The organism is Mycobacterium syngnathidarum (assembly GCF_001942625.1).
Lineage (GTDB): Bacteria > Actinomycetota > Actinomycetes > Mycobacteriales > Mycobacteriaceae > Mycobacterium > Mycobacterium syngnathidarum.
The window spans coordinates 194,804-209,251 of sequence record NZ_MLCL01000062.1 but is presented as its reverse complement, the minus strand read 5'-3'; the positions used below and the strand labels follow the sequence as shown (position 1 = coordinate 209,251).

Annotated in this window: 15 protein-coding genes; 8 read left to right on the top strand and 7 right to left on the bottom strand. The window is 66.6% G+C overall.

Annotated features, from left to right (window positions below; translation table 11 throughout):
• Positions 1 to 3 precede the first annotated feature (3 nt).
• The 5 genes from BKG60_RS16620 to mspA all read left to right on the top strand — a co-directional run bounded on the left by BKG60_RS16620 (position 4) and on the right by mspA (position 4,958).
• Entirely contained in the window at positions 4 to 1,503 is a 1,500-nt protein-coding gene (locus BKG60_RS16620) for a HAMP domain-containing sensor histidine kinase (protein ID WP_239252892.1), read from the top strand.
• A 203-nt stretch (positions 1,504 to 1,706) separates the two neighbouring features.
• The gene (locus BKG60_RS16615) at positions 1,707 to 3,047 is read left to right on the top strand and encodes a S1C family serine protease (protein ID WP_070944876.1); all 1,341 of its coding nucleotides are present in this window, start codon (positions 1,707 to 1,709) and stop codon (positions 3,045 to 3,047) included.
• A gap of 80 nt (positions 3,048 to 3,127) precedes the next feature.
• A complete protein-coding gene (locus BKG60_RS16610; RefSeq protein ID WP_039324636.1) occupies positions 3,128 to 3,622 on the top strand; it encodes a MogA/MoaB family molybdenum cofactor biosynthesis protein in 495 nt (164 codons plus the stop codon).
• Positions 3,623 to 3,768: 146 nt separating this feature from the next.
• Positions 3,769 to 3,927, top strand: coding sequence for a hypothetical protein (locus tag BKG60_RS31985; RefSeq protein ID WP_165617773.1), 159 nt, complete (start codon positions 3,769 to 3,771; stop codon positions 3,925 to 3,927).
• Positions 3,928 to 4,310: 383 nt separating this feature from the next.
• The gene (gene mspA / locus BKG60_RS16605; protein WP_075909782.1) at positions 4,311 to 4,958 is read left to right on the top strand and encodes a porin MspA; all 648 of its coding nucleotides are present in this window, start codon (positions 4,311 to 4,313) and stop codon (positions 4,956 to 4,958) included.
• Between the two features lie 67 nt (positions 4,959 to 5,025).
• Here mspA and mscL read toward each other — a convergent pair whose 3' ends face one another.
• The 3 genes from mscL to BKG60_RS16590 all read right to left on the bottom strand — a co-directional run bounded on the left by mscL (position 5,026) and on the right by BKG60_RS16590 (position 6,674).
• Positions 5,026 to 5,487 carry a large-conductance mechanosensitive channel protein MscL gene (gene mscL, locus BKG60_RS16600; RefSeq protein WP_070944535.1) on the bottom strand — a complete coding sequence of 154 codons (462 nt, stop codon included), beginning with the start codon at positions 5,485 to 5,487 and terminating at the stop codon, positions 5,026 to 5,028.
• A 134-nt stretch (positions 5,488 to 5,621) separates the two neighbouring features.
• Positions 5,622 to 6,278 (bottom strand): SAF domain-containing protein, encoded by a 657-nt coding sequence (locus BKG60_RS16595; protein ID WP_070944536.1) that lies wholly within the window; start codon positions 6,276 to 6,278, stop codon positions 5,622 to 5,624.
• Between the two features lie 66 nt (positions 6,279 to 6,344).
• Positions 6,345 to 6,674: an FmdB family zinc ribbon protein gene (locus BKG60_RS16590; RefSeq protein WP_070944537.1), complete on the bottom strand. Its 330-nt coding sequence runs from the start codon at positions 6,672 to 6,674 to the stop codon at positions 6,345 to 6,347.
• 126 nt (positions 6,675 to 6,800) lie between these two features.
• Here BKG60_RS16590 and BKG60_RS16585 point away from each other — a divergent pair, with 126 nt between their 5' ends.
• A complete protein-coding gene (locus BKG60_RS16585) occupies positions 6,801 to 7,493 on the top strand; it encodes an HNH endonuclease family protein (RefSeq protein ID WP_070944538.1) in 693 nt (230 codons plus the stop codon).
• On the opposite strand, the gene BKG60_RS16580 is transcribed toward BKG60_RS16585, so the two are convergent.
• From BKG60_RS16580 to BKG60_RS16565, 4 genes are all read right to left on the bottom strand, one after another.
• A complete protein-coding gene (locus BKG60_RS16580) occupies positions 7,490 to 8,377 on the bottom strand; it encodes a universal stress protein (protein ID WP_070944539.1) in 888 nt (295 codons plus the stop codon). The genes BKG60_RS16585 and BKG60_RS16580 overlap by 4 nt on opposite strands.
• Entirely contained in the window at positions 8,374 to 10,206 is a 1,833-nt protein-coding gene (locus BKG60_RS16575; RefSeq protein WP_070944540.1) for an amino acid permease, read from the bottom strand. Before BKG60_RS16575 ends, BKG60_RS16580 begins: the two co-directional genes overlap by 4 nt.
• 125 nt (positions 10,207 to 10,331) lie before the next feature.
• Positions 10,332 to 11,555, bottom strand: coding sequence for a PucR family transcriptional regulator (locus BKG60_RS16570; protein ID WP_070944541.1), 1,224 nt, complete (start codon positions 11,553 to 11,555; stop codon positions 10,332 to 10,334).
• Between the two features lie 19 nt (positions 11,556 to 11,574).
• Positions 11,575 to 12,174, bottom strand: a complete 600-nt coding sequence (locus BKG60_RS16565; RefSeq protein ID WP_120764936.1) for a 5-formyltetrahydrofolate cyclo-ligase — start codon at positions 12,172 to 12,174, stop codon at positions 11,575 to 11,577.
• 27 nt (positions 12,175 to 12,201) lie between these two features.
• Between BKG60_RS16565 and BKG60_RS16560 the strand changes: the two genes are divergently transcribed.
• Both BKG60_RS16560 and glp read left to right on the top strand, forming a co-directional pair.
• Complete coding sequence (locus tag BKG60_RS16560) at positions 12,202 to 13,131, top strand: UTP--glucose-1-phosphate uridylyltransferase (RefSeq protein WP_070187474.1); 930 nt, start codon at positions 12,202 to 12,204, stop codon at positions 13,129 to 13,131.
• 53 nt (positions 13,132 to 13,184) lie between these two features.
• Positions 13,185 to 14,423 (top strand): molybdotransferase-like divisome protein Glp, encoded by a 1,239-nt coding sequence (gene glp / locus BKG60_RS16555; RefSeq protein ID WP_070187475.1) that lies wholly within the window; start codon positions 13,185 to 13,187, stop codon positions 14,421 to 14,423.
• The last annotated feature ends 25 nt before the right edge of the window (positions 14,424 to 14,448 follow it).

Sequence of the window (14,448 nt, the reverse complement as noted above, 5' to 3'; positions counted from 1 at the left end):
TTGATGGCACTCAACGAGAACAACGGTCGAACCACCCCCGTGAACATCGGGCGGCCCGCCGCCGTCCTCCGGAACACCAGCTCTCTGTCATTGCGCTGGCGCGTGATGATGCTTGCGATGTCGATGGTGGCCATGGTGGTGGTGCTGATGGCGGTCGCGGTCTACGCCGTGGTGTCCCGCGCCCTCTACGACGACCTCGACAACCAGCTGCACAGCCGGGCCCGGTTGCTGATCGAGAGCGGATCGCTGGCCGCCGACCCTGGCAAGGCCATCGAGGGCACGGCGTACTCCGACGTCAACGCGATGCTGGTGATCCCGGGCCGCTCCATCTACACCGCCAATCAACAGGGCCAGATGCTGCCGCTGGGCAAGGCCGAGAAAGACGTCATCTCGGGTGAACTGCTGATGTCGCTACGCACTGCCAACCACCAACGGGTGCTCGCGGTGCATCTGGCCAACGGCAGCTCGCTGCTGATCTCCAAGAGCCTGGCACCCACTGTCCAAGTGCTCCGACGGCTGGGCACGGTGCTGCTGATCGTCGGCGGCGTCGGGGTGGCGGTGGCCGCCATGGCAGGTGGTGCGGTGGCCAGAGCCGGGCTCAGACCGGTGGGCAGACTCACCGAAGCCGCTGAGCGGGTGGCCCGCACCGACGATCTGCGGCCCATCCCGGTGGTCGGCAGCGACGAGCTGGCCCGGCTCACCGAGGCATTCAACATGATGCTGCGAGCGCTGGCCGAGTCGAGGGAACGCCAATCCCGGCTGGTGTCGGACGCCGGGCACGAACTGCGTACACCGCTGACCTCATTGCGTACCAACGTCGAGCTGTTGATGGCCTCGCAGGCACCCGGGGCGCCGCCGCTGCCGAGGGACGAGATGGATGGGCTGCAGCAGGATGTGATCGCACAGATCGAGGAGCTGTCCACCTTGGTCGGCGACCTTGTCGATCTGACCCGCGACGACGCCGGCGACATCACGCCGGAACCCGTCGACATGTCGGAGGTCGTCGACCGCAGCCTGGAACGGGTCCGCCGCCGCCGCAACGACATCGAATTCGATGTCGACGTCACCGGGTGGCAGGTGTTCGGCGACGCGCCCGGTCTGGGCCGCGCGGTACTCAACCTGCTCGACAACGCCGCCAAGTGGAGCCCGGCCGGCGGACGCGTCGGTGTGCGATTGCACCAAGTCGACCCCACGCACGCCGAGTTGGTGGTTTCCGACCACGGCCCCGGTATCCCGCCACAGGAACGGGCGCTGGTGTTCGAGCGCTTCTACCGATCGGACGCGGCGAGGGCAATGCCGGGATCCGGCCTCGGATTGGCTATCGTCCAGCAAGTGGTGCTCAAACACGGTGGGGCACTGCGGATTGACGAGACTGTGCCCGGCGGCACGCCGCCGGGGGCCTCGTTCCACATGGTCCTGCCGGGGCAGCCCATCCCAGCCGGCGAGGCGACACACATGCCGGGAGCCGGTGGTGGGTACACCGTCGGCGCGGAGAAAAGATGAGACAGTTGTATCGGTCGGGGGACTGGTCATGGATGGGTCAGAGATCTCTAAGTGGATTCTCAGCCCATCTGGGCAACCTGAGTGACGACAAGTTCGTTTGACGAATTGGACGAATCGAAGACACGAGGGTTGGACAAACGGGTCGGACCGGGCTGGCGTCACTGGCCGGCGGACCTTATTACAAGAGAAGAGCACGCAGCACAATGACGAACCACCCGAGGTACCCCCACCAGCCGGAGCAGCACTCCGGCGGCGTTGCCCCCGGATACGCCGGTGCGCGTCCTGACCCCTACCAGTCACAGCCCTATGACTGGCGATACGCGCGTCAACAGCAGCACCCGCAACAGACTCAGCAGCAGGCCTACCGCGCACCGTATGACCCGTACCGCGTTCCGGCCGGCCCACAGCCCGTCCCGGCCAAGAAACGTTCCAAGGCCGGCCTGGTCGCCGGGGCGCTCGCGGTGGCCGTGGTCTCCGCCGGCGTCGGCGGCGGCGTCGCGACCCTGGTGCAGGACGACCACCCTCGGTTGGGTACCCAGGGGCTCGGTGCCGCACCGACCGTCCCCGCGGCGGCGCTGCCACCGGGCTCGGTCGAGCAGGTCGCGGCCAAGGTGGTGCCGAGTGTGGTCAAGCTCGAGACGGATCTGGGCCGCGCGTCCGAGGAAGGCTCGGGCATCATCCTCACCGCCGACGGCCTCATCCTGACCAACAACCACGTGGTGCAGGCTGCCAAGCCGGGCGCCGCTTCCTCGTCGCCCTTGCCTGGGGCGGCACCGGTGGGCGCCCGAACCAAGGTCACGTTCTCCGATGGATCCAACAAGCCCTTCACCGTCGTCGGCACCGATCCCAGCAGTGACATCGCTGTCGTGCGGGCGCAGGACGTCTCGGGTCTGACCCCCGTCACCCTCGGGTCGTCGAGCAGCTTGCGGGTGGGCCAGGACGTCGTCGCGATCGGGTCGCCGCTGGGGCTGGAAGGCACCGTCACCACCGGCATCGTCAGCGCGCTGAACCGGCCGGTCGCGGCCGGCGGCGACACCCGCAACCAGAACACGGTGCTCGACGCCATTCAGACCGACGCCGCAATCAATCCGGGTAACTCCGGTGGCGCGCTGGTCAACATGAACGGCGAGCTGGTCGGCATCAACTCGGCGATCGCCACCATGGGGGGCGATTCGGCTCAGGCACAGAGCGGTTCGATCGGGCTGGGCTTCGCCATTCCGGTCGATCAAGCCAAGCGCATCGCCGACGAGCTGATCCAGAACGGGACGGCTTCGCACGCCTCGCTGGGCGTGCAGGTGGCCAACGACAAGACCAGTGACGGCGCCAAGATCGTCGAGGTCACCAACGGCGGGGCCGCGTCGGCGGCCGGGCTGCCCAGCGGTGTGGTGGTCACCAAGGTCGATGACCGGGTGATCGGCAGCGCTGACGCCCTTGTGGCCGCGGTGCGGTCCAAGGCCCCTGGTGACAAGGTCACGCTGACGTTCTTGGACCAGGGGGGCAAACCGCAGACCGTCGAGGTCACACTTGGAAGGGCAGAGCAGTGAGCACGGTGATCGGGTCCGACAACTTGGCCACACTCCGTCTGGCTACACCGTTGTCTGCCGCCGGATATACGGTTGCAGGCATGGAACAACCAGGGGAGTTGGTGGGCCGGGCGCTCGTCGTCGTCGTGGACGATCGCACCGCACATGGCGAGGAAGACCACAGCGGTCCGTTGGTCACGGAATTGTTGGGCGAAGCCGGTTTCGTCGTCGACGGGGTTGTGGTGGTGGCCGCTGACGAGGTCGAGATCCGCAACGCGCTGAATACCGCGGTGATCGGTGGCGTCGATCTGGTGGTGTCGGTCGGCGGGACGGGGGTGACGCCGCGCGATGTGACGCCGGAGGCCACCCTCGACATCCTGGACCGGGAGCTGCTGGGCATCGCCGAGGCGCTGCGGGCTTCGGGTCTTTCGGCCGGGATTCCCGATGCGGGCCTGTCACGTGGCTTGTGCGGTGTCTCGGGCAGCACGTTGGTGGTCAACATCGCCGGGTCACGCGCCGCGGTGCGCGACGGGATGGCCACCCTAGGTCCACTGGCTGCGCAAGTCATCGGCCAGCTATCAAGTTTGGAGATCTGAACTCCGACAAAACGGCGGCCATCGGCCGCCGTTTTTGTTTCCAGACGAGCGTTGGGCAGAGCGACGCCGCTGGTTAAGAGCAGGTTAACGGTTGTTGTAGCGCCGACTAGGATGGTCTGTGATCTTAGTCACAAAGGGAATTGAAGATGCCGGAAGCGAACAAAGCGTCCCGCCACGCAGTTAACAAGATCTTCGGTGAAGCGATCCCAGACATCGCGCCCGACGAACGCGACACCGCTTCGCCGGACGACGATGCCGACCGTGACCGGTGGCTGAGGAACAACATTCCGCCACATCACCAATGAATAGGTGAACGGCCTGTGGCAGTGCGAAACTTCCCCGTTCGGTTGTGGTCTGTACCTCAGTTCGTCACCAAGGCGAACGGCGTCACAGCATTGCCGGGCGGCTCAATTCGCAGCGTCGTGACGTGGTGGGCAAGCTTCCAGCTTGTTCCCAGCAAATTTTGATCGATCGACCGTATGAAGCCGTGCCGATGTGTGCTCGCGTTGCCGCCCCGATGGGGTGCCGTTATGTTCCTCGTGTCAACGATGAGCATTACGTAAGAGCAACATGTGGGGTCTCTAATCCCTGTCACATGTGGGTCTTGCGGGGCGATACGGTCTGCGGGGGCCGGGAAGCCGACCACAAACGGTGAGCCTCCGGGAGCGCCGGCGATATAAGGGAGAACATGAAGGCATTCAGTCGAGTGCTGGTTGCATTGGTGACCGCATTGGCCGGGATCTTCGCGGGCTTGTTCATAGGCGCGGGCACTTCCCATGCGGGTCTGGACAATGAGCTGAGCCTGGTCGATGGTCAGGACCGGACGCTGACCGTTCAGCAGTGGGACACCTTCCTCAACGGTGTGTTCCCGTTGGACCGCAACCGGCTGACCCGTGAGTGGTTCCATTCCGGTCGAGCCAAGTACATCGTGGCCGGCCCGGGCGCCGAGGACTTCGAGGGCACCTTGGAGTTGGGCTATCAGATCGGCTTCCCCTGGTCACTCGGTGTGGGGATCAACTTCTCCTACACCACCCCGAACATCTTGATCGACGATGGTGACATCACCGGTCCGCCGTTTGGTCTGGAGTCGGTGATCACCCCGAACCTGTTCCCGGGTGTGTCGATCAGCGCGGATCTGGGCAACGGCCCGGGTATCCAGGAAGTGGCCACCTTCTCGGTGGACGTGGCCGGTCCGGCCGGCGGTGTGGCGGTGTCCAACGCGCACGGCACGGTGACCGGTGCGGCCGGTGGGGTGCTGCTGCGGCCGTTCGCCCGCCTGATCGCCTCCACCGGTGACAGCGTCACCACCTACGGCGAGCCCTGGAACATGAACTGAGCTAGGTCTTCACCAAAAGCAGCCCCTGGAATCTCCAGGGGCTGCTTTTGCTTGTAGCTGTGTGCCATCACGAGCGGTCGGCACTGGTGTGCTTGGCGGTGTCGGGGCTGGGGCCGGTGCCAGGACCGGTCACGTGCTTGCCGGTGTTGCCGTTCTCGGCCAGCAGATCGCGGATCTCGGTCAGGAGGCTCAGCTCGGTGTCCTGGGCCTGCTCGACCTCGCCGCGCTCGCGCAGCTTCTTGTACGGCACGACGACGACGAAGTAGATCACTGCCGCAACGATCACGAAATTGATGAACGCCGACAGCACGGCGTTGAAGTCGACGAACTGCTCGGGATCGCCGCCGAGCGAGATCTTGAGGATGCCGTACTCACGGTCGCCGCCGGCGCCGACGCGGTCGACCAGTGGCTGGATCACCTTCTCGGTGAATGAGGTGACCAAGCCGGTGAAGGCGGCGCCGATGACCACAGCAACCGCGAGATCGATGACATTGCCGCGCGACAGAAACTCTTTGAAGCCCTTCAACATGCTGCGGACCCTTCCTGCAGTTGGTGTGTTGGGTGGGACAAGCAAACAGTAACCGAGTAGGCCGAGCGGCTGGGGGTTGTTGGTCAACATCTTGGCTGAACGTCAATAGTGTTGTTGGACAGTGCAATTCCAGATCAATGAATCGTAAGAGTGACGGCCTGAACCAGGCTGACCGCCGCTACCTCATTGGCTGCACGCGCAGGCAGGGCCACCAGAGCCACGCGCTCGGTGCCCACTCCGGCCCCGCGGGCCTTCTCCGAGACCAGCACCACCACGGCCCCGGAAGCCACTACAACCGGTCGGGCCGGCTTGTCATGCTGCTCGGCCGTGACCGTCAGCACGTCGACCACGTCACCTGGACGAATCAGATCGAGCAGTGCGGTGTCGCTGAGTTTGACCGGCACCAACCTCGCATCCGGGCCCGCTGCCGATTCGGCCATCCGTGAACCGAGCAGCCGCACATCGGTGAGGACCTCGCCGCGTCGCACCGGCGCGGTCAGCGTCGCACCGATCACCGGCGCCACGTCACGCTGGGCACCCTCGGGCAGGGTGGCCGTGCTACGGCGGTCCAGTTGCACGTCCGCGGCGGCCAACGCGACGCCGGGGGACAGGTCGTGGGTTGCGACCGCGACCTCGGTGTAGTCGCCATGCGGATCGGAGCGCAGAGCGGTGACGGCGGCCAGCACGACCAGGCCGGCTGCGGCTGCGCGCCGGGCTGCGACCGTGCGGGTCCAATCGGGACGGGCAGCAGTCAGCCGACGCCAGGATGGCGCGTTGAGTGATTCGGCCATGGCGCAACGGTAAGTGCGCGAGGGCCTGGGGAGAACGACGTCTTCGCCGCCCTGTGGATAACTTCTTTAGCTGGACGACGCTGCCGCGGCGGGCGCAGCGCTGCTGCTCGACGACGCCGACGATGAGGCGCTCGAGGAGGACGACGAGTCCGAGGAGGTGCTCGAGGAGGAGCCCTCCGAGCTCTTGGCGGACGAGCCGTTCGACGAGCTCTTGCCTGACTCGCGGTTGTCGGTGCGGTAGAAGCCGCTGCCCTTGAACACCACTCCGACCGACCCGAAGAGCTTCCGCAGCTTGCCGGAGCACTTGGGGCAGGTGGTCAGCGCGTCGTCGCTGAAGGCCTGCACCGCATCGAACCGATTGCCGCACTCAGTGCATGCGTAGGAATAGGTAGGCACGAAAACCCTCCGAGTTGGTCAAACTTGTTAGCACTCTACCGGCTCAAGTGCTAGAACCGCTACGTGGGCCATGTCATTCCCGCGGGCCGCCGGCGCCGGCGCACAGGAAGGTTAGCGGTACTGGTCGTGGTGGCGATAGTCCTGGCGGTGGCGGCCGTGCTCGTGGTGGCTCGCACTCGGGACGACGGGTCGGCGTCCCAGCCGTCAGCCCTGCCCTCCGGGCCGGCCCCGGCGCCGTCGGAGCCGAACCCTGGCTACGACCACGCCCGCCTGCTCTTGGCGGGGCTGCCGGTCAAAGGCTGGGACCGTCACACCGACTACGCCCGGTACCGTTTCGGCGAAGCGTGGAGCGATGACGTGAACGTCGAGTTCGGCCACAACGGCTGCAACACCCGCGACGACGTCCTGCGCCGCGACTTGGCCCAACTGACCGTCCGCCCCGGCACCTGCTACGCCGCCACCGGGGTGTTGCACGATCCGTACACCGGCGTCGAGATCGTGTTCACCCGCGGGCCCGATACCTCGGGCGCCGTGCAGATCGACCACGTGGTGTCATTGTCAGACGCCTGGTACAAGGGTGCGCGGGTGTGGGACCCGCAGCGGCGCAAGGACTTCGCGAACGATCCGCGCAACCTGATCGCTGTCGCCGCCCAACCCAACTTCGACAAGGCCTTTCGTGACGCGGCCGGCTGGCTGCCGCCCAATGCGGCATTCCGTTGTGGATTCGTGGCCCGGCAGGTCGAGGTGAAAACTGCCTACGGGCTGTGGGTCTCGGCGAAAGAGAAGCGTGCCATGGCTGCCGTGCTGGAAGACTGCTAGCCGCGGCGATAGCTCGGCGCGATCATCACCGGCACTGGTGACCGGCGCAGGATCTTGCCTGCGGCCGAGCCGAGAAAGACTTGTGCGCTCGGGGCGGCAGCGCCCGAGCCGAGGACCAGCATGTCTCCGGCTTCCCATCCGATGCTCTGCACCGCGGCGTTCCAATCATGGCCGGTGCCGACCACCACATCGATATCCGGAACATCTATCTGGTCGCGAATGGCGTTGAGCTGCTTGGTGATCTCGGCGATGGTTCGGCGTGACCATTGCTGGATCACCAACTCCTCGGCCGAGGATTCGATGGTGCCGGCGAAGGCCGCGGTGTTGCGGACGGTGAATGAGACGATGCGCAGTTCGGCTTTCCATGCCCCGGCGAGTTCCGCGGTGGCCGGGATGAGTCCGTTGACGTCGGCTTCCCCGCCGTAGGCGGCGGTGAGCCGGCGGATCGAGCCATCGGTTTGGGCGTACCCACGTGGGGCGAAGACCACCGGAACCCGGGCCGTGTGCACCAGGCGCTCGGTGACGCTTCCCAGGGCGACCCGGCCGATCATCCCCGACGACGACGAGCCGACCGACACCGCGCTTACTCGGTGGGCGTCCGCGAGCTCGATCAAACCGGTTGGGATCGAGGTGGATTCGTGAACCACTGAGGTCACGTCGAGGTCGACGGGCAGCACCGCGACTGCGCGCTGCAACGCCTGTGTGGCCTGCGCACGGACGTAAGCGAGGTACTCTCCCTCCACCGGGTCGTCGCGCGGCGGCCATGACCGTTCCGCCACCGCCGCCGCGATCACCGGCTCGCCGGTGGTCCGGGCGATCTGGATGGCCAGATTCAGCGGTGCGCTGCTGTGCCGGCTGGAGCTGAACGCGGCCAGGATGGTCACGAGGCGTGCTCCTGGGTGCGTACTCGTGACACCACATGCGTCACCGGGATCTGATAGTCAGCGCGGGCCCGGTCGACGACATCGAAACGGTGCCATATCGATTCCTCCGGGGGCAGGGTGGAAATCACGATCTGATCGGGCCGGAATGTCTCGACGGCATGGGCCAGGGCACGTAGCGGTCGGTAGTCACCCAGCTCGCCGTCGGCCTGTAACTGCTCGGAGCGCAGCGTGTTCAGCGTCTGGTCGAGGCGGTGCTGCGCCGCGCGGGCGGTGGCTTCCGAGATGTCGAGCGGGCCATGGGTCTCGGCCACTCCGGTGTCGATCGGGCTGGCCGGCACCACAACCTGATAGACCGACTCGCGGTCCGCGCCGATGCGGCGTAGTTCGTCGAGCAGCTCACCGGATTCCACGGTCTGATTGGCCAGCACCAGCACCCGGTGCGGATGCGCTGCCTCGGCGGCCGGGGCCACCCCGGACACCTCGGGGCGATGTCCGATGAACCAGCGGTTGGCCAGGAACAGCGCGATCACCACAGCCCACGACAGCAGGCTCATGGTGAGCGCCTTCCGGTTGTCGCCGCCCTGCACGAACATCTGCACCAGGATCGCGAAGATGGCTGTCGCAGTGAGGATGGACAGCACCGGGAACAACCACATCTTGACCTTGAGCGTCTCGGCCGACGTCCGGTACCGCAGCACGATCTGCGAGATCGCGATCAGCAGGTAGACGAACAGGATCACCGCGCCGCTGGAGTCCAGCAGGAACTTGAAGATGAAGTCCGGAGAGAAAGCCGATGCGATCACGCCGAGGAAGCCGATCACCGACGACGCGAGGATCGCGGCGGCCGGCACCCCCCGCCGGGTCACCGACACCAGTTGCGGCGGCGCCTCGCGTCGGGCGGCCAGCACGAACAGCATTCGCGACGCGGTGTACATGCCTGAGTTCAAGCAGCTCAACACCGCCGTCAGCACCACGGCGTTCATGATGTGGTCGGCGTAGGGGATGCCGATCTCGGTGAATGCCGACACGAACGGTGACGCGGCAACCTGTTCGCTGTTCCACGGCAGGATCGTCACGAGAAGGAATGCCGAGCCGACGAAGAACACCGCGATGCGCAGGATCACCGAGTTGGCCGCCTTCGCCACGGCACGTTCGGGATCGGACGATTCCGCGGCCGCGATGGTGGCGATCTCGGCGCCGACCATCGAGAAGATCACCGTCACCACACCGACGGTGACGGCCGTCGCGCCCAGCGGGAAGAAGCCGCCGTTGGCCCACAGGTTCGAGAAGTCCATCTCCTTGTGCGGCCACAGCCCGATGACGTACAGCGAACCCAGCCCGATGAATGCCAGGATCGCGGCCACCTTGATACCGGCGAACCAGTACTCGAACTCGCCGAACGATGACACCGAGAACAGGTTGGTCGCGGTCATCGCGATCAACAGGATCAGTGCGGTCAACCAGATGGGGACGTCTATCCAGAACTGGATGATCTTGGCACCGGCGATGGCTTCGAAGCCGACCACGATCACCCAGAAGTACCAGTACAGCCAGCCGACCGAGAAACCCGCCCAGTTGCCCAGGGCATTGCGCGAATAGTCGGCGAACGATCCGGTGGACGGGTTGGCCACCGCCATCTCGGCGAGCATCCGCATCACCATGATGACCAGGACGCCGGCCAGTGCATAGGTGATGAAGACGCCGGGACCGGTCTTGCCGATCACCACCCCGGAACCGACGAAAAGCCCGGCGCCGATGACGCCGCCGATCGCGATCATCCGCAGCTGACGCTGACTGAGCGCCTTTTTCAATCCGGGTGCTTCACCCATGTGCGTATCGACTCCTCCGTGCTGTGTGACCCAGCTCACAAACGGCCAGAAGGGAACGCTATGCCTGGGGCACGGTCGACGGAGCAGAAATCGGGCCGAAACTGTCGGAAAGTCAGCCGGCTCGTTCAGGCAGATGTCGAACCGGGGCGATACCGCCCGGCCAGCCGCGCCAGCCGCAGGCCCAGCATCAGGTCGAAGCGGGTTTCGCCGTCGCTGAGATCGCCGCCGACGGCCTCGGTGAGTTTCTCCAGCCGGTAGTACAGCGTCGATCGGTGCAGGAACATGTCCTCGGCGGTCCGCCGCACGTCACCTCCGTTGGCCAGGTAGGTCTCCAGGGTGAGCAGGAGGTCGTCGCGGCCCTGCTCGATCAGGCCGACGACGCCCGGGTGGACCAGCTCACCGAGCCGGTCGCCATAGTGCTGGCCCAGCACCGCCAAGGTGCGCCATGAGCCCAGGGTGGACCAGTCGGTCACCTGCCCGCTGCCCGCGCCGACGCCGGCCAGAGTCAGTGCCAGGCGCGCCTGTCGAAACCCAAGGGCGGCTTGGGTTATCGGCAGGGGAGCGCCGGAGGCCCCGATCGCCGGGTGGGTTCCGTAGCTGGCCCGCACCGCCTCGGCCACGGTTTCGGCGGTGCTCGCAGGCTCGGCCTCGGAAGGTGACACCGCCAGGATCGTGGTCGGAGACCCGCCCAGTGTGTACCAGCGGCGGCTGCGGTCGGTGGCCGTCAACCGTAGGCGCAGCGCCAGGTTCCGATCGCCCAGGCCGCCGGTGTCGGGCTCGAAGCGGAACACCTGGACGACGTCGTCCGGCTCGGCCATGCCCCTGGTGTGCAGTTCGGCGACCACCTCGCGAGCCTGATCGGGCTCTTCGGCGGCGACGAGCCGCGTCAGGAGCCGCTGCTGCGCGGACTCTTCGGCGCGTAGCGCGGCGTTGCGGCGGTCCAGGATGTCCAACAGGTCGGCGCCGGCTTGCTCGGCCAGCCGGCGGCCCCGCTCGGACAGTGTGCCCTCGGGGACGATGATCCACAGGTAGCCGAACCGCTCGCAGGACGATCGCACCGGCACACAGAACCGCGGCATCAGGTTGTGCTGGGGAAACGCCGGGATCCACAGCGCCGAGTCCGCCGAGCCGATGCCGAAGTCGAACAGCGCCGCCTTGACCTCCGCGCGGGTCTCGCGTTGCAGCACGCTGTGGACGCGCACATCGTCGAGCTCGCCGAGCTGACGGCTGTGGGTGATCGGGGTCAGGTCCTCGTCATCAAGCAGCACAGCCCGATCCAGGGCGTGGGCCAGGTCGTCGACGATCAGCTGCATGCGGACGCTGAAGTCAGCAGATACCGGATCGGGCACTTGACGATTCTGGACCAGCTCAGCGCCGCAACGTCACGATTCCGCCCGACGGTGTCAGCGCATGCGTCATCCGCACGTCGTGGGGATCGGCCGGCAGGTCGTCGACCAATTCGTCATCACGCACCACCGCGACCAGCCGCGTGTGTCGAGCGGCGTAGATCAGGCTGCGGTCGTAGAACCCGGCGCCGCGGCCGAGCCGGTTGCCCTTGCGGTCGACGGCCAGCGCGGGCACGAGCACCAGCTCGGCATCCGCGATGTGCCCGGGCGGCAACCACGGTGCCGGCGGTTCACGCAGACCGAACTCGCCCGCCACCAGCGTGCCCGCCTCGTACGGGCCCCACTGCATCGGCATCGGGCGGCCGTCGCCGTCTTTGCGGGCGACCGGAAGCAGCACGCGCACACCGAGTTCCGCCAGGGTGTCCAACAGCATTCGCGAGCCGGGTTCGGAGCCCACCGGGACATAGGCGCACACCGTTTGCCCGCCGCACACCAACGAGGGCAGCCAATGGCAGAGTGCCTGCGCCTCACTGTCGCGAAGGTCGTCAGGTACGGCCCGTCTGGCACGAATGACGTCGGCTCTCAACTCAGTCTTTGTCGGCGGGGTCACAACCTCCACCATTTCAGAACGGACGTTAGGGTGTGAACGATGAGCACGTCTCAAAAGGCGCCTGAGGTGCCGATTCCCTACACGGCCGTGGTGCCGGCGGCCGGTTTGGGTACGCGATTCCTGCCGGCGACCAAGACGGTTCCCAAGGAATTGCTGCCGGTCGTGGACACGCCGGGCATCGAGTTGGTCGCGGCCGAGGCCGCCGAGGCAGGCGCCCAGCGACTGATCATCATCACCTCAGAAGGCAAGGACGGCGTCGTCGCGCACTTCGTCGAGGATCTGGTGCTCGAGGGCACGCTGGAGGCCCGGGGCAAACAGACGATGCTGGAGAAGGTCCGCCGCGCGCCCGCACTGATCAAGGTCGAGTCTGTGGTGCAGGCCGAGCCGCTGGGCCTGGGGCATGCCGTCGGATGTGTCGAGGCTGCGCTGGCCCCCGACGAAGACGCGATCGCAGTGCTGCTGCCTGATGATCTGGTGTTGCCCACCGGCGTGTTGGAGACCATGTCGAAGGTGCGTGCCAAACGCGGCGGCACCGTGCTGTGCGCCATCGAGGTGCCCGCGGACGAGATCAGTGCTTACGGCGTCTTCGACGTCGAGACCGTGCCTGATGCGGTCAACCCGAACGTGCTGCGGGTCAAGGGCATGGTGGAGAAACCCAAGTCCGACGATGCGCCGTCTCCGTATGCCGCCGCCGGCCGCTACCTGCTCGATCGGGCCATCTTCGATGCGCTGCGCCGGGTTTCGCGCGGAGTGGGCGGGGAGATCCAACTGACCGACGCCATCGCTTTGCTGATCGAAGAGGGCCATCCGGTGCATGTCGTCGTGCACCGCGGAGCCCGACACGACCTGGGAAATCCCGGCGGCTACCTGAAGGCTGCGGTTGACTTTGCGTTGGAACGTGAAGACTACGGCCCCGATTTGCGGCGGTGGTTGGTCGAACGATTGGGTCTGACCGGACAGGAGGGCTAGCCACAAGCTGGCCCGGTAAGCCACATGTCGGCCCGTAGATAGGAAGGCGTGTTGTGCGTTCGGTGGAGGAACAGCAGGCTCGGGTGGCGGCTGCCGCGGTAGCCCCCCGACCGGTGCGCGTGGCCATCGCCGAGTCACAAGGTCTGATGTGTGCCGAGGAGGTCGTGACCGAACGGCCCATGCCGGGATTCGATCAGGCCGCGATCGACGGTTACGCGGTGCGCAGTGTCGACGTGTTGTCGGTGGGAGACGGCGCCGGTGAGATCAGCCTGCCGGTGATGGGCTCGATCGAGGCGGGTGCCCGCACGCCGAGCCGGTTGCAGCCGCGGCAGGCCGCGCGTGTGCAGACCGGTGCACCGATGCCCACGCTGGCCGACGCCGTGCTGCCGTTGCGATGGACCGACGGAGGTGAGAGCCGGGTTCGGATCCTGCGCAGTGTGCGCTCAGGTGCCTATGTACGGCGCACGGGCGACGATGTGCAGCCCGGTGACGTCGCGGTGCGGGCCGGCACAATCATCGGCCCCGCGCAGGTGGGCTTGCTCGCCGCCGTCGGCCGTGACCGCGTGCTGGTGCACCCGCGGCCGAGGTTGTCGGTGATGTGTGTGGGCGGTGAGCTGGTCGACGTGTCGCGGAGCCCGGGAACCGGGCAGGTGTACGACGTGAACTCCTATGCGCTGGCGGCGGCGGGCCGCGACGCGGGCGCCGAGGTCAACCGCGTCGGGATCATCAGCACCGATCCCCGGGAACTGCGGGAAACCGTTGAGGGCCAAGTCAATCGCAACGAGATCGTGGTCATTGCCGGCGCGGTGGGCGGAGCCGCCGCCGAATCGGTGCGCACCGTGCTCTCCGAGCTCGGTGAGATGGAGGTGGCCCGCATTGCGATGCACCCCGGTTCGGTGCAGGGCTTCGGCCAGCTCGGCCGCGATCGGGTTCCGGTCTTCCTGCTGCCCGCCAACCCGGTGAGTGCGCTGGTGGTGTTCGAGGTGATGGTGCGTCCGCTGATCCGGCTCTCGCTGGGCAAGCGCCAGCCGATGCGCCGGATGGTTCAGGCCCGCACGCTGGCGCCGATCAGCTCGGTCGCCGGCCGCACGGGCTACCTGCGCGGACAGTTGATGCGCGATCAGGACACCGGCGAATACCTGGTGCAGGCACTGGGCGGGGCGCCGGGCGCGTCGACTCATCTGCTGGCCACTCTTGCCGAGGCGAACTGTCTCGTGGTGATTCCGAGCGAAGTCGACGAGGTTCGCACCGGCGAAACCGTGGATGTGGCATTCCTGGCCCAGCGCGGCTGATAAGACTTCAGTCGATGAATGACGG

Bases quoted from the DNA above. Each gene is read 5' to 3' on its own strand.
- BKG60_RS16620 (WP_239252892.1), top strand. From the start codon at position 4: ATGGCACTCAACGAGAACAACGGTCGAACCACCCCCGTGAACATCGGG.
- BKG60_RS16610 (WP_039324636.1), top strand. From the start codon at position 3,128: ATGGAACAACCAGGGGAGTTGGTGGGCCGGGCGCTCGTCGTCGTCGTG.
- BKG60_RS16565 (WP_120764936.1), bottom strand. From the start codon at position 12,174: ATGGTGGAGGTTGTGACCCCGCCGACAAAGACTGAGTTGAGAGCCGAC.
- BKG60_RS16560 (WP_070187474.1), top strand. From the start codon at position 12,202: ATGAGCACGTCTCAAAAGGCGCCTGAGGTGCCGATTCCCTACACGGCC.
- mscL (WP_070944535.1), bottom strand. From the start codon at position 5,487: ATGTTGAAGGGCTTCAAAGAGTTTCTGTCGCGCGGCAATGTCATCGAT.
- BKG60_RS16615 (WP_070944876.1), top strand. From the start codon at position 1,707: ATGACGAACCACCCGAGGTACCCCCACCAGCCGGAGCAGCACTCCGGC.
- BKG60_RS16575 (WP_070944540.1), bottom strand. From the start codon at position 10,206: ATGGGTGAAGCACCCGGATTGAAAAAGGCGCTCAGTCAGCGTCAGCTG.
- mspA (WP_075909782.1), top strand. From the start codon at position 4,311: ATGAAGGCATTCAGTCGAGTGCTGGTTGCATTGGTGACCGCATTGGCC.
- BKG60_RS31985 (WP_165617773.1), top strand. From the start codon at position 3,769: ATGCCGGAAGCGAACAAAGCGTCCCGCCACGCAGTTAACAAGATCTTC.
- BKG60_RS16595 (WP_070944536.1), bottom strand. From the start codon at position 6,278: ATGGCCGAATCACTCAACGCGCCATCCTGGCGTCGGCTGACTGCTGCC.